General features: G+C 61.5%; 18 protein-coding genes. 2 read left to right on the top strand and 16 right to left on the bottom strand.

The annotated features are described in order from the left end of the window. Positions 1-350: 350 nt before the first annotated feature. Complete coding sequence (locus tag ACUY1T_RS19240; RefSeq protein ID WP_446025169.1) at positions 351-719, bottom strand: DUF6746 family protein; 369 nt, start codon at positions 717-719, stop codon at positions 351-353. Positions 720-907: 188 nt separating this feature from the next. On the opposite strand from ACUY1T_RS19240, the gene ACUY1T_RS19245 reads away from it, so the two are divergent. Continuing rightward, positions 908-1,183: a hypothetical protein gene (locus ACUY1T_RS19245; RefSeq protein ID WP_446025170.1), complete on the top strand. Its 276-nt coding sequence runs from the start codon at positions 908-910 to the stop codon at positions 1,181-1,183. On the opposite strand, the gene ACUY1T_RS19250 is transcribed toward ACUY1T_RS19245, so the two are convergent. Together ACUY1T_RS19250 and ACUY1T_RS19255 are read right to left on the bottom strand one after the other, a co-directional pair. Next, complete coding sequence (locus tag ACUY1T_RS19250; RefSeq protein ID WP_446025171.1) at positions 1,170-2,255, bottom strand: C45 family autoproteolytic acyltransferase/hydolase; 1,086 nt, start codon at positions 2,253-2,255, stop codon at positions 1,170-1,172. The genes ACUY1T_RS19245 and ACUY1T_RS19250 overlap by 14 nt on opposite strands. Next, the gene (locus ACUY1T_RS19255) at positions 2,252-3,010 is read right to left on the bottom strand and encodes a dienelactone hydrolase family protein (RefSeq protein WP_446025172.1); all 759 of its coding nucleotides are present in this window, start codon (positions 3,008-3,010) and stop codon (positions 2,252-2,254) included. Before ACUY1T_RS19255 ends, ACUY1T_RS19250 begins: the two co-directional genes overlap by 4 nt. A gap of 365 nt (positions 3,011-3,375) precedes the next feature. Between ACUY1T_RS19255 and ACUY1T_RS19260 the strand changes: the two genes are divergently transcribed. Then, positions 3,376-4,560: an ABC transporter substrate-binding protein gene (locus tag ACUY1T_RS19260; protein WP_446025173.1), complete on the top strand. Its 1,185-nt coding sequence runs from the start codon at positions 3,376-3,378 to the stop codon at positions 4,558-4,560. Between the two features lie 111 nt (positions 4,561-4,671). On the opposite strand, the gene ACUY1T_RS19265 is transcribed toward ACUY1T_RS19260, so the two are convergent. The 13 genes from ACUY1T_RS19265 to ACUY1T_RS19325 form a co-directional block, all read right to left on the bottom strand. Beyond that, positions 4,672-5,985 carry a branched-chain amino acid ABC transporter permease gene (locus ACUY1T_RS19265; RefSeq protein ID WP_446025174.1) on the bottom strand — a complete coding sequence of 438 codons (1,314 nt, stop codon included), beginning with the start codon at positions 5,983-5,985 and terminating at the stop codon, positions 4,672-4,674. Next, entirely contained in the window at positions 5,982-6,992 is a 1,011-nt protein-coding gene (locus ACUY1T_RS19270; RefSeq protein WP_446025175.1) for a branched-chain amino acid ABC transporter permease, read from the bottom strand. The genes ACUY1T_RS19265 and ACUY1T_RS19270 overlap by 4 nt, the downstream gene beginning before the upstream one ends. A 27-nt stretch (positions 6,993-7,019) precedes the next feature. Beyond that, positions 7,020-7,724 (bottom strand): ABC transporter ATP-binding protein, encoded by a 705-nt coding sequence (locus ACUY1T_RS19275; protein WP_446025176.1) that lies wholly within the window; start codon positions 7,722-7,724, stop codon positions 7,020-7,022. Between the two features lie 72 nt (positions 7,725-7,796). After that, complete coding sequence (locus ACUY1T_RS19280; protein ID WP_446025177.1) at positions 7,797-8,567, bottom strand: ABC transporter ATP-binding protein; 771 nt, start codon at positions 8,565-8,567, stop codon at positions 7,797-7,799. Positions 8,568-8,678: 111 nt separating this feature from the next. Then, positions 8,679-10,124, bottom strand: a complete 1,446-nt coding sequence (locus ACUY1T_RS19285; protein WP_446025178.1) for a sodium-dependent transporter — start codon at positions 10,122-10,124, stop codon at positions 8,679-8,681. 181 nt (positions 10,125-10,305) lie between these two features. Next, a complete protein-coding gene (locus ACUY1T_RS19290; RefSeq protein ID WP_446025179.1) occupies positions 10,306-10,632 on the bottom strand; it encodes a hypothetical protein in 327 nt (108 codons plus the stop codon). A gap of 108 nt (positions 10,633-10,740) precedes the next feature. Continuing rightward, positions 10,741-12,012: a glutamate carboxypeptidase gene (locus ACUY1T_RS19295; RefSeq protein ID WP_446025180.1), complete on the bottom strand. Its 1,272-nt coding sequence runs from the start codon at positions 12,010-12,012 to the stop codon at positions 10,741-10,743. 136 nt (positions 12,013-12,148) lie between these two features. Next, positions 12,149-13,174, bottom strand: a complete 1,026-nt coding sequence (locus ACUY1T_RS19300) for a MerR family transcriptional regulator (protein WP_446025181.1) — start codon at positions 13,172-13,174, stop codon at positions 12,149-12,151. A gap of 134 nt (positions 13,175-13,308) precedes the next feature. Continuing rightward, a complete protein-coding gene (locus tag ACUY1T_RS19305) occupies positions 13,309-13,572 on the bottom strand; it encodes a PAAR domain-containing protein (protein ID WP_446025182.1) in 264 nt (87 codons plus the stop codon). Next, positions 13,569-14,330: a hypothetical protein gene (locus ACUY1T_RS19310; protein ID WP_446025183.1), complete on the bottom strand. Its 762-nt coding sequence runs from the start codon at positions 14,328-14,330 to the stop codon at positions 13,569-13,571. Before ACUY1T_RS19310 ends, ACUY1T_RS19305 begins: the two co-directional genes overlap by 4 nt. Before the next feature lie 397 nt (positions 14,331-14,727). Continuing rightward, complete coding sequence (locus tag ACUY1T_RS19315) at positions 14,728-16,386, bottom strand: hypothetical protein (RefSeq protein WP_446025184.1); 1,659 nt, start codon at positions 16,384-16,386, stop codon at positions 14,728-14,730. Between the two features lie 159 nt (positions 16,387-16,545). Further along, complete coding sequence (locus tag ACUY1T_RS19320; protein ID WP_446025185.1) at positions 16,546-16,839, bottom strand: PAAR domain-containing protein; 294 nt, start codon at positions 16,837-16,839, stop codon at positions 16,546-16,548. Next, positions 16,806-17,771, bottom strand: a complete 966-nt coding sequence (locus ACUY1T_RS19325; RefSeq protein WP_446025186.1) for a hypothetical protein — start codon at positions 17,769-17,771, stop codon at positions 16,806-16,808. Before ACUY1T_RS19325 ends, ACUY1T_RS19320 begins: the two co-directional genes overlap by 34 nt. Between the last annotated feature and the right edge of the window lie 21 nt (positions 17,772-17,792).

The raw sequence follows: 17,792 nt of genomic DNA on the forward strand, positions 1-17,792 counted from the left end.
GTGCGGCTGGCGTAGTCCGGGGCGATCTCGCCCTCGAAGCCGGCGGCCTTCAGTGCCTCGAGAAAGCGCAGGTAGTGGGTGCCGAGGGCGGCGGTGGCGCTCGATTCGGTGATGTCCAGGCGTGCGATCATGGTAGGCACATGCTTTGGGGGGATTTCTATCGAAGCATGCGCAGGTGGTGGAGGAGAACAAGATGTCGTCATGACAGAACAAGATGACGACATCTTGTCGGGTTTCGATGGATGTTGGTCAGGTGGAGATATCGATCGGCCGATGGCACAGACTGAAGCGCCAAGTGGCGTCTGTCTTGCACCGGCCGATATGCCAGCCGGTGCGTTGCCATGCGGCGCTCAGTGCACCAGCGTCTGGGCCGCTTCCAGGTAATCGGCGCCGTGGCTCTGCACGCGCTCGAAGTCGCCGGTTTCCGAGCCCAGGTGAACCTCTTCCAGGTCGATTGCCATGGTAGCCACTTCTTCCTGGATCTTCTCCAGTGCATTTTCCAGGGTGTAGGTCAGCTCGTGAACGGTGCCGAGGTCGGTAATGCTCAGTTCGTCCTGGGCGAGCAGCTCGGCCAACTGCTGGTTGGTTTCCGAGAAATTTGCCACCGCCTGGCTCAGGGTGTCGGCGGGCTCGCCCTTGAAGTGGTCGGTGGAACTGGCCTGAGCGGTAGCAGCGACCACCAGGCCGGACAGCAGTGCGGTGAACAGCAGCTTCTTCATGGGCTTGTCTCCAGCTCAAATGAGAATGGTATGCGTTAGCTTGTGTACCACTCCCGTTTGTGCCGGGCAAGGAAGAAAGATAAAGAGAATGATTTTTCTTCGTATGAGTTGACAGTCATCAACAGGGAGGCTAGATTTCCGATGGTTAATGATAATTGTTATCATTAATTGAGCGAACGGAGGTCGCCATGCCGTACTCCATCAACACCGCCATCCGCGGCGCTAGCCCTGCCCTGCAGGTCTGCGATGCCAGCTCGGGCTCGGTGCGCCTGGCCTGGAAGTATCCGCGCCAGGATACGTGCCTCTCCGAGGAGGAGTGGTCGCTGCTTCAACTGCGCCGGGAGGAGGCCATTCACGACCTGTTCCGGCGCTCGTTCCTGCTCACTTCCGAGCGCTACCTGAAAGGGGAGCTGCCCGAGCCTGGCCCGCATGGCGACGGGGCGGGGCGTTTCAATTCAAGGTGACAGTCAGGCTGTCGCCGTTTTCACAGGGCTTGCCGTGGCGCAGGGTCAGGCGCCGCTCGCTCAGGTTCATTACCACCGAGAACAGGGTTTCCATGCGCTCTTCGGCGGGCTGGTCGGGGTTGAAGTGGCGACATATCGAGAGTGGCGCTCCCTGATGGTCGCTGAGCACCTCGAACAGCCTGGCCTCGTCGATGCCGGCATCCTCGGCCAGCTCGTCGTGCAGCAGCGCGTCGAGACGGCACAGGCGTGGCTGTGAGTCGACGCGGGGGAAGTCCTGCACCGGGCAGGGCGTGTCCTCGGCGTAGAGGTGGTTGGTATGGGTAACGATGCCGGCGCGCGGTGCGATGTGCCCCGGCTCGCCGGGTTGCACCTCGAGGCCGACGGCCTGGCCCCCTTCGTTGCCGACCTGAGCGCTGGCGAGCAGGAAGTGGGCGGGTGAGCAGACCCGGTCGTGGCTGGCCACGGCGAGCGCACTCGGCATGTCTTCGCTTTCGAGGATCTTGCGCAGGGCAATGTGAATCGGCAGGCCGGCTCCGCAGGTCTGCGAGCGAATGGCGTTGAGACACACGCCGATGCCGTGGGCATTCAGCCCCACCTTGCCGACCATGCCGGCTTCGCCGATGCTGACCAGCTCGGGGCGCCCGTCGCCCTTGATGTGCAGGGCGACCACATTGTCGAGCTGATCGTGGCGCCAGTCCCAATTCTGGGCCAGCCACTGCCGGCCGTGGCGCTGCAGTGAGAAGGCCGAACAGCCGCCGCCGGCCTGGGTCAGGGCGATCTCGCTGCGGCAGTTGAGCGTCAGAATGTCGATGAAATCGACCCCCGCCCCCCAGGCGATACCGTTCATCTCCTCGAGAATCTCGGGAAAACCCTGCGCGATCTGGGCCTCGAAGTGGCAGGCGCGGTCGCGGGCCTCTTCCCAGCGGATGCCGACGAAGTCGTGGAACAGCTGCCCATAGACCTGAATGCCGCGCTGGATCAGGTGGCGATGGATACGGCCGTGTTCCGCACCGATCTCGTGGTGGCTTCCCGCCAGCTCGGTCATGGCCAGGGGGCGGGCCTGTGGGGTCATAGCACCTCCTCGAGGAAGGTCAGGAAGGCAGCCCAGGATTTCTGGTCGGCGCGCTCCTGGTAGCGCTCGCTGTCGAACTCCGTGAAGCCGTGCGGGGCGCCGGAATAGATTTCCACCGTGTAGGTCGCCTCGATGGCTTCCAGCTCTTCCACCAGGCCGCTGACGTCCTCCATGGTCACGCTGGTGTCGGCTCCGCCATGGGCGATCAGCAGCGGGGGCACTTCGTCGGGCCACTCCTGGCCTTCCGGCGTGGCCACACCGCCGTGGAAACTGGTGTAGCCGGCCACGTTATCGGCCTCACCGGAGCGCGCGATCTCCAGCGCCACGGCCCCGCCGAAGCAGTAGCCCATGATCACCACGCTTTCGGCGGCCTCCTGCTCGCGAGCCTCGGCCAGGCCTGCGAGGGTCAGCTCGCGCATGCGTTCGCGGTCGGAGTAGAGCGCCCGGGTGGCTTCCTGGCGGGCCTCGGTGGTCTCGGGGCGGTTGCCCTGGCCGAACAGGTCGACGGCGAAGGCATCGAAGCCCTGTTCGGCCAGCATGTCGGCCCGCTGGCGTTCGTAGTCGCCCAGGCCATCCCAGTCGTGCACGATCAATACCGTGCCGCGGGATTCGCCCTGGGCGGCGCTGTAGTAGCCCTCGAAAGCGTCGTCGCCGACCTCGTAGATGATGTCGTTGCCGGCGGGCGTGAAGGCGTGAGCGCCGGTGGCGAGGCCGAGCGATGCCAGCAGCGTGAAGGAGAGGTATGCAGGGCGCATGGGGAACTCCTGTGTTGTGTGCGTGGCGGATGTTGAAGCCGTGGCGGACTTGAGTATAGGCGATGGCCGGCGGGGCAGGGTCTGAGCGTTGAATGCGCCGAGCATTGTCGTGTTGGGTTTTCCATCGCTGATAAGGGGTTGGCGCTATGCAGCAAAGATCAAACGTTGGTATGGGGGGCTTGTGTTTTGCCTCTGGGCCTTCCAGATTTAAGGGGTGTCCTTGATTCGTAACCAGGCGTAAACCACGAGACGTAAATGGCCGGACGCAGTTCGGACATAGTCAACCAGACGTACTTAACCAGAAGCACTTGACCAAAAGTGCTTAACGAGAGTGAGAAGAACAAATGAAAAAGAGCGTTTTGGCGATGGCAATCGCTGCCTCCAGCGTGGCGTTCGCAGGTGTGGCGCAGGCGGAAGTGAAGATTGGTTTCATCGGCGGTTTCACCGGCCCGATCGAGAGCTTGACCCCGCCGATCTTCGACGGCGCGCGGCTGGCGGTGGCGCAGATCAACGAGCAGGGCGGTATTCTCGGCGGGCAGACGTTGGTCATGCCCAATGCCGATACCACCTGTAGCGATGCCTCGGCGGCTTCCAACGCAGCGGACCGCATGGTCAATACCGAGCAGGTCACGGCTATCGTCGGTGCCCTGTGTACCGGGGCGACCGTGGCGGCAGCCAACAGCGCCGCTATTCCCGGCGGGGTGGTGATGGTCTCGCCGGCCTCCACGGCCCCGGCAGTAACCGAGCTGGATGACAACGACCTGGTGTTCCGTACCGTACCCTCGGATGCCTACCAGGGCCTCATCCTGGCCAAGCTGATGCTCGAGAAGGGTTTTGACGAGGTAGCCGTCACTTACGTCAACAACGACTACGGCCGCGGCCTGGCGGAAGCCTTCACTGCGGGCTTCGAGGCGGGCGGCGGTACGATAGCCGAGAACCTGGCCCACGAGGATGGCCGTGCCGACTACCGCTCCGAGCTGGGCTCGCTCTCTGCCAGCGGCGCCGAGACCCTGGTCGTGCTCGCCTACGCCGACGGCTCGGGCCAGACAATCCTGCGCCAGGCCTACGAGGGCGGCGCCTTCACCCAGTACGCTGGCGCCGACGGCATGGTGGGGTCATCGCTGGTCGAAGCGGTGGGGGCAGATGCCCTCGAGGGCATGATCGCGACCCGCCCGGGCAGCCCCGAACTGCCGGGCACCGAGATCTTCAACCAGGCCGCCGAGGCAGCCGGCTTCGATCCCAGCGCGGTGTTCGCCGCCCAGGCCTACGATGCCGCCTTCCTGCTGGCGCTGGCCATCGAGCAGAACGGCAACGCCGAGCGCGAAGGCCTCTCCCAGGCACTGCGCAGCGTCTCCTCCGCCCCGGGTGAAGTGATCCTGCCGGGCGAGTGGGAAAAGGCGGTGGAACTGATCGCGGCCGGCGAGGAGATCAACTACGAAGGGGCTTCCGGCAGCCACGAGTTCGACGAGAACGGCGACGTACCGGGCGTGGTGGTCGAGATGCTCGTCGAAGGCGGCGCCTTCGTCGGCAAGGGCCTGATCCAGGACTAAACCCCACTCAGACCTAGCCTGCACACAAGAGGGCCTCGGCACTGCCGAGGCCCTTCTTTTTAAATGTAGTTTTTAGAGAGGTGCGGATTTATGTCGCATAAATCACCCTCTCTACCCGTGGTGTTTTACTTTCTCGGGCAGCAGTCCTTGTGGAGCGAAGCGCAGCACCAGCGTGATCAGCAGGCCGATCACGAACACCCGGGCTTGCAGGGCGCGGCTGTCGAGGTTGCCCGGCAGTTCCCAGCCGAACCAACCCTCGCCGAGGGCGGCGGCTCCGTGCATCACGAACAGCGCCAGTGGCTCGGACATCAGCCAGATGATGTAGACCGCCACGGCGCCGAAGATGGTGCCCAGGTTGTTGCCGGGGCCGCCCAGGATCACCATCACCAGTACCAGGAAGGTGTGGTTCAGCGGCAGGAAGCCGTTGGGGTCGAAGATGCTGTTGAACGAGGCCAGCGCGCCGCCGCCGATGCCCATCAGGATGCAGCCCAGCACGAAGATCTCCAGGCGGCGCTTGTTGATGTCCTTGCCCATTGCCGAGGCGGAGATTTCGTTGTCGCGGATGGCGCGGATCATGCGGCCCCAAGGGGCATGATAGGCACGGTGCAGGAGGAAGAAGATCACCGCGATCATGGCCGCCGTGACCGAGAGGTACAGTGCCCGGGCCAGGGTGAAGCCCAGCTCGCTGGGGCCTGGCGTGGGCCAGGGCAGTGGCGAGACGGTGGCGGTGCCGCGGGTCAGCCAGTCGGAATTCTTGAGGAACGCCTTGATGATTTCGGCGATGCCCAGGGTGGCGATGGCCAGGTAGTCGCTGCGCAGCCCCAGGCAGATATGGCCGATGAAGTAGCCGATGGCGCCGGCCAGCGCGCCACCCACGACCCAGCCGGTCCAGGCCGGCAGGCCCAGGCCGCCGATGAAGCCGGCACGGGACTGGATCTCGCCGGTCACGCCGCGCAGCATGCTGATCACCACCAGGTAGAGCACCACGGCAAGCAGGATGGCGATCAGCGTGCGCAGCTTGCGCGGTACGCCGAGTCGGTCGAGCTTGGTGGCGCCATAGACCAGCATTGCCGCAGCGGCACCGTAGAGCAGCACACGGCCGAGTTCGCCAGGCAGCTCTGTGCCCCAGAAGGCGTCGTTGACCGGTACGCTGAAGAACATGGTGGCAAAGGCTCCCAGCGCAACGAAGCCCATCACGCCGGCATTGAACTGGCCGGCATAGCCCCATTGGATGGTCAGGCCCAGGGCCAGGATGGCGTAGCAGGAGGCTTCCACCAGCATGCGGGTGCTGTAGGCGGTGCCCATCACGGCGTAAACGCCGAGAACCGCCACCAGCAGGATGCCGAACAGGATGATTTCGCGTAGCGGGAAGCGTGACGGTGCGGCGACGGCATCTTCGCGGCGTTCGGTATGTTGCGTGTTCATGAGATCACCTTACCCTTGAAGATGCCGGTGGGGCGCCACACCAGGATCGCCACCAGGATGAAGAAAGGCACCACGATCTTGTATTCGGTGCCGACGAAAGCGAGATTGCGCGGCAGCTCGAGCCATTCGGGGAAATGATGCGCGATGGGGCGCAGCAGCACCGTCCAGTTGAACACCGCCAGTGTCTCGGCGAAGCCCACCACGAAGCCGCCGGCAATGGCCCCGTAGGGGTGCCCCACGCCGCCGACGATGGCCGCGGCGAAGATCGGCAGCAGCAGGAAGAAGCTCAGGTCGGGCTTGAAGGTCACGTCGAGGGACAGCAGGGTGCCGGCAATGGCCGCCAGGCCCCCGGCGATTACCCAGGTCACCGCCACGATGTGGTTGGTATTGATGCCCGAGGCCCGCGCCAGGTCGGGGTTGTCGGACATCGCCCGCATCGCCTTGCCCAGCCGCGTACGGTTGAGGAACAGGTGCAGCCCCACCACGCAGACGATGGTCAGGACGAACAGGATGATCTGTGGCTCGGTGACGATGATGGGCCGGGCAGCCAGCTCGAACGGCACGTCCAGGCGGTAGATCTCCTTGCGTTCGCCGGCCAGGTACAGGTTCTGGGAGCCGGTGCCGGCAAACAGGCGGATCAGCCCTTGCAGCATCAGGGTCACGCCCAGCGAGGCGATCACCATGACGATGGGCTTGACGCCGTGGGCGCGCAGCGGCTTGTAGAACGCCTTATCGATGCCTACGGCGAGCAGGGCGGTGAGCAGGATGGCCAGCGGCAGCATGACGATGGGGGTGGGCAGGCCCACCACCCCACCCACGCCGGGGAAGGCCATGGTCAGCAGCAACACCATGAAGGCGCCGAAAGTCATCATGTCGGCGTGGGCGAAGTGGGCGAAGCGCATGATGCTGAAGATCAGCGTCACGCCGATGGCGCCGATGGCGTAGATCGAGCCGGTCACGCTGCCGGCGATGATCACGTTGTTGATGAAGAATACCAGTTCGTTCACGACTCACTCTCCAGTACGGCTCCGGGCTCAACCGCCCAGGAAGCTCTTGGCCACTTCCGGGTCGGCGAGCAGGGCGGCGCCGGTATCGGTGAAGCGGTTCTTGCCGGCTGCCAGCACGAAGCCCTTGTCGGCGATGGCCAGGGCCTGCTTGGCGTTCTGTTCGACCATGAGGATGCCGACACCAGCGGCATTGATCTCCTTTACGCGCTCGAAGATCTCGTTCATGTACAGCGGCGAAAGGCCGGCGGTGGGCTCGTCGAGCAGTAGCACGTCGGGTTCGGCCATCAGCGCGCGACCCATGGCGACCATCTGCCGCTGGCCGCCGGAAAGCTCACCGGCGGGCTGGTGGCGCTTGTCGTAGAGCGGAGGAAAGAAGTCGTAGACCTGCTTGAGCATGCGCTGGACGTTTCCCGGCTTGAGGAAGGCGCCCATCTCCAGGTTCTCTTTTACCGTGAGGCTGGGGAAGACGTTCTTCTCCTGGGGTACGAAGCCCATGCCCTTCTGCACGAGCTTGTTGGGAGGCAGGTTGTGGATCGGCTCACCGCGCAGCAGGATCTCGCCCTGGCTGACGGTGAGCAGGCCGAAGATGGCCTTGAGCATGGTCGACTTGCCGGCGCCGTTGGGGCCGACGATCACGCCGACTTCGTTGGCCTCGATCGACATGTTCACCCCGTTGAGGATGTTCATGCCGCCATAGCCGCCGTGCACCTCGCGTGCTTCGAGTAGTGGCATCGTGGTTTCTCTGCGCTGTCGTTGCTGTTCTTCTTGTCGGTCTCTGCGGGCCGGTGGGGCCAGGCAAAGCCCTCAGGCGACGTTGGAGCCGAAGTAGGCTTCGATCACCTGAGGATTGTTCCGGATCTCCTCGATGGTGCCTTCGACCATGACGCTGCCCTGGGCCAGCACGATCACGGGGTCGCACAGGCGTGCGATCATCTCCATGTCGTGCTCGATGACCAGGAAGGTGTAGCCCATCTCGCGATTGAGCCGTTCGATGTTGCTCACCAGGTCGCCCAGCAGGGTGCGGTTGACCCCGGCGGCGATCTCGTCGAGCAGCACCACGCGGGCATCGGTCATCATGGTGCGGCCGAGCTCCAGCAGCTTCTTCTGCCCGCCGGAGAGGTTGCCGGCCAGCTCGTTGCGCACATGGTGAAGACCGATGAAGTCGACCACCTCGAGCGCGCGACGGCGGACCTCTTCCTCCTCGCGGCGTACCACACCGGGCTTGAACCAGGCATCGAAGAGGTTCTCCCCGGCCTGCCGGGGCGGCACCATCATCAGGTTCTCCAGCGCCGTCATCTGGGAGAACTCGTGGGCGATCTGGAAGGTTCGCAGCAGGCCCTTGTGGAACAGCTCGTTGGCAGGATGGTTGGTGATGTCCTCGCCGTCGAGCAGCACCTGGCCACTATCGAGCGGCAGGGCGCCGGCGATGATGTTGAACAGCGTCGACTTGCCGGCCCCGTTGGGGCCGATCAGCCCGGTGATCGAGCCCTCCTCGACCTGGATCGAGCAGTCGTTGATGACCTTCAGGCCACCGAAGGCCTTGTAGACGTGCCTGACGTCGATGATGGATGGCATGTTGGTTCCTGCACTTTTATATCTTTGTTATGCGCCCGGTACCTCTGTAAGGCGCGAGACCGGGCGGCGTATATCGAGCCGCCGCCAGAAGGCGGCGGCAGGGTTTCGTCGTTATTGCTCCTGGCGGTTGCCGGCCAGGAAGGTGCGGCTGGCGGCGAAGGCGCCGACAATGATCAGGGCGCCCAGGGTCGGAATCAGGTAACCCTCGACCTGCGGGATGGTGCGCAGGAACACGAAGGCCACCGCGGCCGGTGCCACGAAGCGTACCAGGAAGCGCCAGACCTGGAACCAGGTCTCGCCGGTACGCATCTCCTTCATCACCTCGGAGTGGGTCAGCGCCCAGCCGGCGAACAGCGCGATGAGCATACCGCCCAGCGGCATGAAGATGTTGGTCAGCAGTTCGATGAAGTCGAAGGCGCTGCGGCCGAACAGGGCGTGGAAAGGGCTGCCTTCGGCCCAGGTGTTGAAGCTGATCACCGTCAGCAGGCCCAGGGCCCAACTGGCCACCACCATGACGAACACCGCCTGGGGGCGGGTAAGGTCGAAGCGTTCGACGAGGAAGGCGGCTACCGGCTCGATCAGCGAGATCGAGGAGCTGATCGCCGCACCCAGCACCAGGATGAAGAACACCCCACCGATCAGCCCGCCGAAGGGCATCTCGGCGAAGGCCAGCGGCAGCGTCACGAACATCAGGCCTGGCCCGGCGCCGGCGTCGAGCCCGGCACCGAACACCAGCGAGAAGATCGCCAGGCCCGCGACCATGGCCACGGCGGTATCGACGAAGGCAACGGCGAAGGCGGTGCGGCTCAGCGAGGCGTCGCTTGCCATGTAGGCACCGTAGGCCATGATCGCGCCCATGCCGAGGCTCAGGGTGAAGAACGACTGGCCCATGGCCTGCAACCAGCCTTCCAGGCTCAGGTCGGCCAGGTTGAAGGTGAACAGGAAGCTCGCCGCGGCGGCGAAGTCTCCGTTGGCGATGCTGTAGGCGAGTACCACCAGCAGGATCACGAACAGCGCGGGCATCATGATGCGCAGCCCGTTCTCGATGCCCTTGTGAATGCCCATGCCCACGATCAGTCCCGAGGCGATGATGAACAGGGTGTGGTAGAGCGTGAGCAGGCCCGGCGAGGCCAGCAGCACATCGAAACCGGCGCCGATGGTGGCGGCATCGGCGCCGACCAGCGAGCCGGTGAGCATCAGCCAGGTGTAGTGGATCGCCCAGCCGGCGATCACCGAATAGAAACTGAGGATCAGGAAGGCCGAGGCGGCGCCCAGCCAGCCGATCGACTCCCAGGCGCGGGAGGCCTGGTGGGTACGGGTCAGGAACCGCATGCCCATGATCGGGCTTCGGCGGCTGGCGCGGCCGAGCATGGTCTCGGCGATCAGGATCGGTATGCCGACGGCGAAGATGGTCAGGGCATAAACCAGGATGAAGGCGCCGCCGCCGTTCTCACCGGTCAGGTAGGGAAAGCGCCATAGATTGCCGAGCCCCACTGCCGAGCCGACGGCAGCCAACAGGAAGGTGCCCTTGTGTGTCCAGACGTTGTGCGTACTCATTGTGCTTCCGAAGACTCGTCTTGTGGCCTTGTGGGCCCGCGAAAGGTGCTACCGAAAGCCGGTTGGGTGGGGCCGGTCGGTGGGCGCGTACACTGTGCGACAGAACCCGCTTCCTGGCCAGTAGACGATCGTTAAGGATACGTTGGAAATCGCAGGTGACCGGGGCACGGGTTCGTGGAAGTCACTGCGGCTCTTCGTCTTCCTTCGAGATGTCGGCCGGACGCGGCTCGAAGGCGCGGCTGGCATCCGGCAGCCTCACCGTGTCGCCCACGGCGAGCTTGCCGTGCAGCTTGCGGCGCTTGCCGCTGTGCGGCTCGATCAGTGCCGCTACGTCGCCGATGCTGGTGCCGTCGACATAGGCCTCGACCTTGATCCGAACCACTACGCCCTGGTAGCGGGCCGAGAGGATGTCGCCAGGCCCCGGCTCAGAGTAGCCCTGCGGGTTGCGTTCGTAGTGGCGCATGACGCTGTCGGCACCGGGGTCGTCCCATTCCACGTGCTTGTGCATGGCTGTTCCTCGCTTTTGCTGGGTTTGTCTACAGCGTAGCCGCTCATGCGCATGGGCAAGAAAATGCCCATCTGATGGTGGGCATCTCCAGCGGTACCGGTCTCCTGCTCAGGGGGTCTCTTCGGCAAGCTCCATGATCATTCGTGTGGCTAGGTAGAGGCGCGGCACCACGCTGTGCAGTTCGACGAACTCGTCGCTGCTGTGGTAGCGGCCACCCACCAGGCCCAGCGACTCGAGAACGGCGGGGCGCTCCGTATCGGGTTGATAGGCATAAGCAGCATCGGTGCCGCCGCCGATCTCGACGGCTTCCAGCTCGAGGTCAAGCTCGGCGTAAACCGCCTTGGCGACTTCCGCCAACTCCTGGGTCTGCGGATTATCCGGCAGCGGCGGACGCCCACGCTCAAGCCGGAACTCAACTTCGGTATCCTCGATCAGGCGGCTGGCGATGATTTCGTTGGCCTCCTGGGTCACGCGCTCGTATTCGTCGGCCTCGAAGTAGCGCATGTCGCCCTCGGCTCGTGCGCGCTCGGGGATGATGTTGCGGGTGCCGCCGCCCTCGACCACCGTCCAGTTGAGGGTGGTTTCCTTGTCGGGGTCGCCAAGCTCGCTGAGTTGCAGCAGCTGGTGGGAGAGTTCCATCACCGCATTTCGGCCTTCGTCGGGGGCGCTGCCGGCATGCGAGGCGCGGCCGGTCACCTCGAGGAAGGCGTAGTTGATGCCCTTGGTCACGGTGGTGACCGCGTCCATGCCGTCCTCGCCCAGGGTCGGCTCGAAGACCAGTACCGCATCCTGCTCCGCGGCGAGCTGCTGGATCAGCTCGCGGGAACCCAGCGAACCGCGCTCCTCGTCGGGGTTGAAGACCACCGTCAGCGTACCGTAGCCGTCATACTCCAGCTCTTCGAGTATCGCCAGGCTGTGCAGGATGAGCGCGAGGCCGCCCTTGGCATCGCCCACGCCGGGGCCGAAGGCACGGCCGTCCTCGACGCGGTACGGCCGCTCGGCTGCGGTGCCCTCGCCGAACACCGTGTCGTAGTGGATCATCAGCATGATGTCACGTTCACCGCTGCCTTGAAGGGTGCCGACCAGCGTATTGCCGCCGAGCTCCTCGGAGGGGTGAGTCTCGACCTCGGCGCCCAGCTCACGCAGGCGCTCGTCGAGAATCGTCTCTACCTCGGCCAGGCCCGGCTCATAGGTGGTGCCGGAATCGATGTTGACCAGGGTTTCGAGCGTCTCGAGCAACGGCTCCTCGTGGCGCTCGGCGGCAGCGAGAACTTCCTGGTCGGATCCGTTGGCCACGGGCTCGGCGGCGAGAGGGTTGGCGATAACGAGAGTGGCCAGGGCCGCGCCGCAGCAAAGCGGCTTGAGGGGGAGTCCATTCATGGCAGTGTCCCTGTGGGTCTTTTTCGTGATAAGGAGCCTCGGCCCGCGGACGGGCGCTGACGTTGAGTCTAGGACAGGTGCCTGCTAACGCCACCCAACGTGGCCCGCCACCCCTGATGGTGGCGGGCGGGGCGGCTCAGTTCGCCGTCATGTGTGCGATCGCCTTGCCCAGATACTCTTTCATACGCTCGGTCATCCAGACGTTCGCCTGAAGCGCCGGCTCCTGCTCGTTGGCTCGGCGGATCTTCTCATGCGTGGCTGGGTCGTCGCCGGCGAAGCTGCGCAGCAGCTCCAGCCACTCCCTGGCCAGTGCCTGACCGGCCGGGTCTTCCGGCGAGGCGTTCTGTTCGAGCTGCTGGCGCAGCTTGGCCATCAGGGAGGGCCACTCCTGCATGCGCTGGGGGTAGTGCCGACGCATGAAGGCGAACTCTTCCTCGTTGAGGTAGTGCCGGTAGATGGCCAGCTTGAACTCGGCGAACGCTTGCATCACGTACTCGGAAACCTGAGCGGAAATGCCCATCTGAGCCTGGACCTCCGGCTCGTTGGCATGCATGGCGTTCAGCTTGTCGAGCAGCATTGGGTCGCCGGCGGTATCACGCTCGAGCGTCGTCATCCAGCGCTTCGCCAAGTCCTGGGCGGCCCTGTCGTCGGTCGGCACGCCTTGGCGTACCAGCGCTTCGGCTTCGGTGATGAGCGCCTTCCATTCGGCTTGTCGCTCGTCGTCAGACTGGTACAGCGGCAGGCGGTCGAGTTCCTGTGGGGTAAAGTAGCGGTCGTACATGGTCATCATCTCCAGAGTCTTCAGCCAGTCGTCCATCTCCGGCTCGTCGCCGTTCTCGAACTGTCGATGCAGCACCACGAGGCGGTCTCGCAGCTGGCTCTGGTCCGCGATCTTGCGTTCCAGTTCCTGGATCTGCCGTTCGATCAACGTGGTGAGGGAGGGAGAAGGCCGGTCGAGCAGGGTGCCGATATCAGCCAGCGGCATGCCCAGGGAGCGCAGCGCCTGGATATGGTGCAGGCGGGCGACGTCCTGGCGCCGGTAGAGCCGATAGCCGGCATCGGAACGCATGGAGGGCTTGAGCAGGCCGATCTCATCGTAGTGGTGCAGCGTTCGCACGGTCAGCCCCGTGCGCTTGGCCAATTCACCGACTCGTAACAGCATGCTTCGTCTCCTTTCGTCCATGCGTGGGCTGAAGCTTGGAGGCTCACGTTGCGTGAGGGTCAAGAAGGTTTTGTACCGCAAAACGACGACACCCGCCTGGGCGGCGGGTGTCGCGAGTAGGCAGGCTGGACCGGCTATGGCTGCACCTTTGCCTGGCCCGAGGCGGTGATAATCTCGCCGCCATGATCCGTCTTGCAGCCAAGGTAGGTGGTGGGCCTGCCATCCGTGGTGGAGCTGCTCGCGCCTTCGATGATGGTGGCCCCGCAGCCGGTCTTGTCGCCTACCCGAGCCACGGGCTGGCCCTCTACCTCAGAGGGCGAGCCCGAGACGATTTCCGTCACGCCGTGGCCAGGGATGGGGCAGCGATGCAGATCGCCTTTGCGTGCGATGGGTTTCATCGGCAAATTTCCCACTGACCATTACGACGAATAAAGTAAGGCCTGATAAACGAAGCACCGTGCTCGGTTCCAACGTGGCTAAACACAAGGGGAGCACTAACTCCCTGTGTCGTTAGCCAAGCCACACGATTATCCGCTCCCAGGTTCAACGTCATGGGTTCTTCAGGGAAGTCGTCTAACTCGTAGATATCCGGGTTATCGAAGAACATGGTGTAGCTGAACCGGTGGCGCACGTAGTCTTCCGGGGTGCCCGTGGCTTGGGCAAGCTCTTTTGTTCTTGTCGCTGCGGCCGCTAACAGGGCGTCGTTATCGCCCGCGGCGAACAGCCTATGTAGCCGGCGGTAGGCCTGGGTCAGGCTATCGCGGGTGGCTTCATTGTCGCGCAGGACTTCACCCTCTTCCCAGCACCAGGTAGGCATTAGCTGGCGATTGTTAAAGGGAACGAATAATTTAAAGTAGTCCATGTCCCAGCTAATCTCACCTTCCCGTGGCTGCACGGGGGCGGCCGGGTCTCTAGAGACCACCTCGGGCTTGGCGTCCTCCACCCCGGGCCTCATCACTACTTCGAAAGCGGTACTGGCTTCGATGTTGGGATTTTGCTCTGGCCTCCAATACAGCAGAGAGACATGCACTTCATGCTCAAGTTTATACTCGTACGGAAATGTATTCAATTCAATGATATTTTTTCCATTTTTGATATGCTGACTGATCGGCTGGCGGCGATCGAAATGGCTGAAGTCGACGGTAAAATCGAGCATGATTCCCTGCTGTAGAGGGATGACGGCAAGTTATTCACGCTCCAGCGAACGCCAAACTGATACTCCATTTCCTCTGCCGTGGCTGGCGTACTGATCAGCGTCAGTGCAACAAGCCAACAATATGCTATCCATTTTTGCATGCTGCTATCTACCTTTGGCGCCTCGATAAACTGATGCGTTGCATTAAGGCGCCACCTTGGCACTATTTGACATGACGACCGGTTTTACTACCTAGGTTGATGGTGGGCGTCCATGATTGCAACCTGAAGTGGGTGCCACACCCATGCTTATTTTTCTGCTGATTGGCAATATACAAGGTCGTCTTCAGCCGAGGCGATGCCATATTGTTGACGCATGATGCGTAACGCAGGCATCGACAAGAGCATCCGTCTAACTCTCACGGTTCAACCAGCATTTCCCCTTCTCTTGGAAACTCCCATTTTCCAAACGAGTCTTCAGCTACAATTCGATCTGAGTGAATATCTATCTTCTTATACTGGGTCGGAAGAATAGTCTCACCTTCCTGAGATAGCAGCCCCCTCAACAGATCATCACCGACCTTTTGAACGACCACCAAATAGCCATCTCTTAAATAGGCACCTTCGGAGCTCCCAAGTACGCGGGCTAAGGTAGGCAGATCCGTGACAAGGTCATCTTCAAATGTACTCTTAAAGGTCTGAAGGGCACTCCAGGCAGTAATGCAATACCCATACTGCGAATAATCTGGGCCTTGGTAACCATGATGATTTACGTATTCGGCAATACGTAGATAGGCCACCGTTTCCCTTTCACGCGAGAGGATAGGCAAAGACAGGGATGCTGTACATTGGGTGCTAGAACCATCCTCCCACAGCGATATTTGACCCTCATCCGGGTTTCCCAGGCCTACGAGAGGCGGCATTGGCGATAACGGTTCGGGCTCTGCGTCAACAAGGGTAAGACTGAAAACTGGATCACTACGGCGGCGGTCATCATCAAATAAGGTGACCCTCACCTGCCCACCCATAAGTCCCAATAGCCCCTCCAAGGAAAATATGTCTTTGATGCGTTCCTTTAGCATCTGCTCACTTTCCTCGGTTAGACGATATTGCGGCCAAGTGTCAGGATCAGTAAACGAGTGGCTTTCTTCCTGGGAATCTCGCCTCCGTATGGTATAAAACATGGCAATGAGCGTCTGGATATTTCGCTGATCCCAAAAACTATCGGGCTCGACAGCCCAGAAGTTCGTTTCATCTTGACCACTTGGCACAAGTCCAAGAAGTCCAAGATTGCCATTCTGATCCATGATGATAGTCAGTGATCGTTCTGGTGCCTCTAGGTGAATCGTCTCCTGGCTATCGTCAGGTGATATAACACTTTCACGAAAGGCGTCCGCATCTGTCAACAACTGGCCTATCACCAGCCCTGGCGCCCCAAAATCGGTAGAAACGATCAGCCCTTCCGAAGCGATTGTATCTGTATTGGTAAACGTGATGTCTGTGACATTCCAATCAACTGGCCTATCAAATATATAGGGTAAGCTCCAATCCACCGGATTAGACGCATTTATCGAGAGTGGCTCGACGTTAAAAAGCTCAGATAGACCTGATTCCCGATCTTCAATAGCCAACTGCTTGCTCTCTAGAAATTCCTCTCGAGAAGATTGCAGAGCGGTAAATTCCGGCCCATCTTCGTCTATCCGCTGAAAGGTGAAGGCGATTTCAAACGGCGTGCCATTAATTAACAGAAACTGTTCGGACGAATTCGGGCGGAGTTCCGCAGAAGGCTGATCCGGGCCAGTAGCCAACCGGCTATCGAAATCAAAATTAAAATGCAGGGGCTCTTTCTGCCCTTCCATATAGATATCTGCATGCCCTGTTTGGCGATTATATCTAATCCAGGCGCGCCCCATACTCTCTTCGATGTCGGGCAGGATCATATCTACCAGAGGGCTAGCTTCTAAAGGCTCTATAGAGGTCACGGCATATACGCCCGAGCGCGGCATTACCGAAGTGTCTGCTAGCACCTCTCCTGTCATTATCACCAATACAAAAAAGACAACAATCCATTGCTTCATAGTTCACCATAAGGGCTGGTTTATTACGCATTAGAAATATTGCGCATCAACAACATAGCGCCATATGTTCCCATCGCTAACGCAGCAGATAAGGAATAACCGGCATACAGTTTCAAGATGCCTCTTCTCTCCTTGTAACTCCATCATTCAGCATAAGCACTACGGCTGAACTTTTGCACTACTTGACGCAGTAACAATCTCGCCGCCGTGATCGGTCTTGCAGCCAAGGTACGCCGTGGGCCTGCCATCCGTGGTGGAGCTGCTCGCACCTTCGATGATGGTGGCCCCGCAGCCGGTTTTGTCGCCTACCCGGGCCACGGGCTGGCCCCCTACCTGAGAAGGTGAGCCCGAGACGATTTCTGTGACGCCGTGGCCGGGGATGGGGCAGCGATGCAGATCGCCTTTGCGTGCAATGGGTTTCATATGCCGGTCGCCACATCCGCCACCCGCCATTCGCCATTGCGGGTTTTGTAGAAAACCACAGGGAAAGCGGTGAATTCCTCACTACCAGCCGGTAGGTGTTCCCAGAGAATAGGGTTAGGGCGAATACGCACGAGGCGCCCTTCGGCCAGGAGTTCAACTTGGTCGTCTTGGGGGTTGTCTGTCCAATATAACGGCTGTAACACCTCGCCTTCTGGACCTATTCGCTCGTATCCGACCAGTCCATATTGGGTGTTATCGATAAAATCACGAGCTGAGCTTCTCTCCGTCAGCATGTATGCCGTGCGCTCCCACACCGGCTCGGCTTCGCGGAAGATCGCCTCTGTATCATTTCTTGAAATCAAACCATGAATATGCCGATAGGCATCGCGCAACTCACGGCGCAGCTCGGGAGTATCTTCCAGTACGACGGCTTCTCGCTCCCAGTGAAAAGGCGGGATGGGATCATCGACGGTAAAAGTGATATCCAGACGATAGCCATCCAACGTCCAGCCGCCACCGAAGATGATATTCTCGAACTCGGAGAGCTGCATGCGTCCACTGCTGCGCAGATGCGGCTGCTCAAGCACGCGCTCCTCACCACCGGCAGTGAGTTCAAGATGCTCGAACCTGCCTTCCGCCTCGTTGTAGCGAATGCGAATAGGGTGAATGCGTTCCCGCTCCTGAGTCGCCCATTGATAACGTTCGATCGCAATATCGATCGCCACGCCATTGTGGAAAGCATAGAGATACTCCCCCGTGTCAGGGTCCTGCCCAGTCACTGGGGAAAAGAGCAGGGAAAGCGTGTTCCTCCCCGGCCGCAGGCTCAATCCGATATTCGGGGAGTAGTCGGCATACGCCACTTTGGCGTTGTCACGCACGAAGATGTCGTTAACCCTCAAGGACCAAGCGGAACCTTCGGTGTGAATATAGGCGTTGTATCGATACTCGAAGTTATTAGCCATTGCCGTTCCTTGCCATGCGAA

Source organism: Billgrantia sp. Q4P2 (assembly GCF_052806135.1).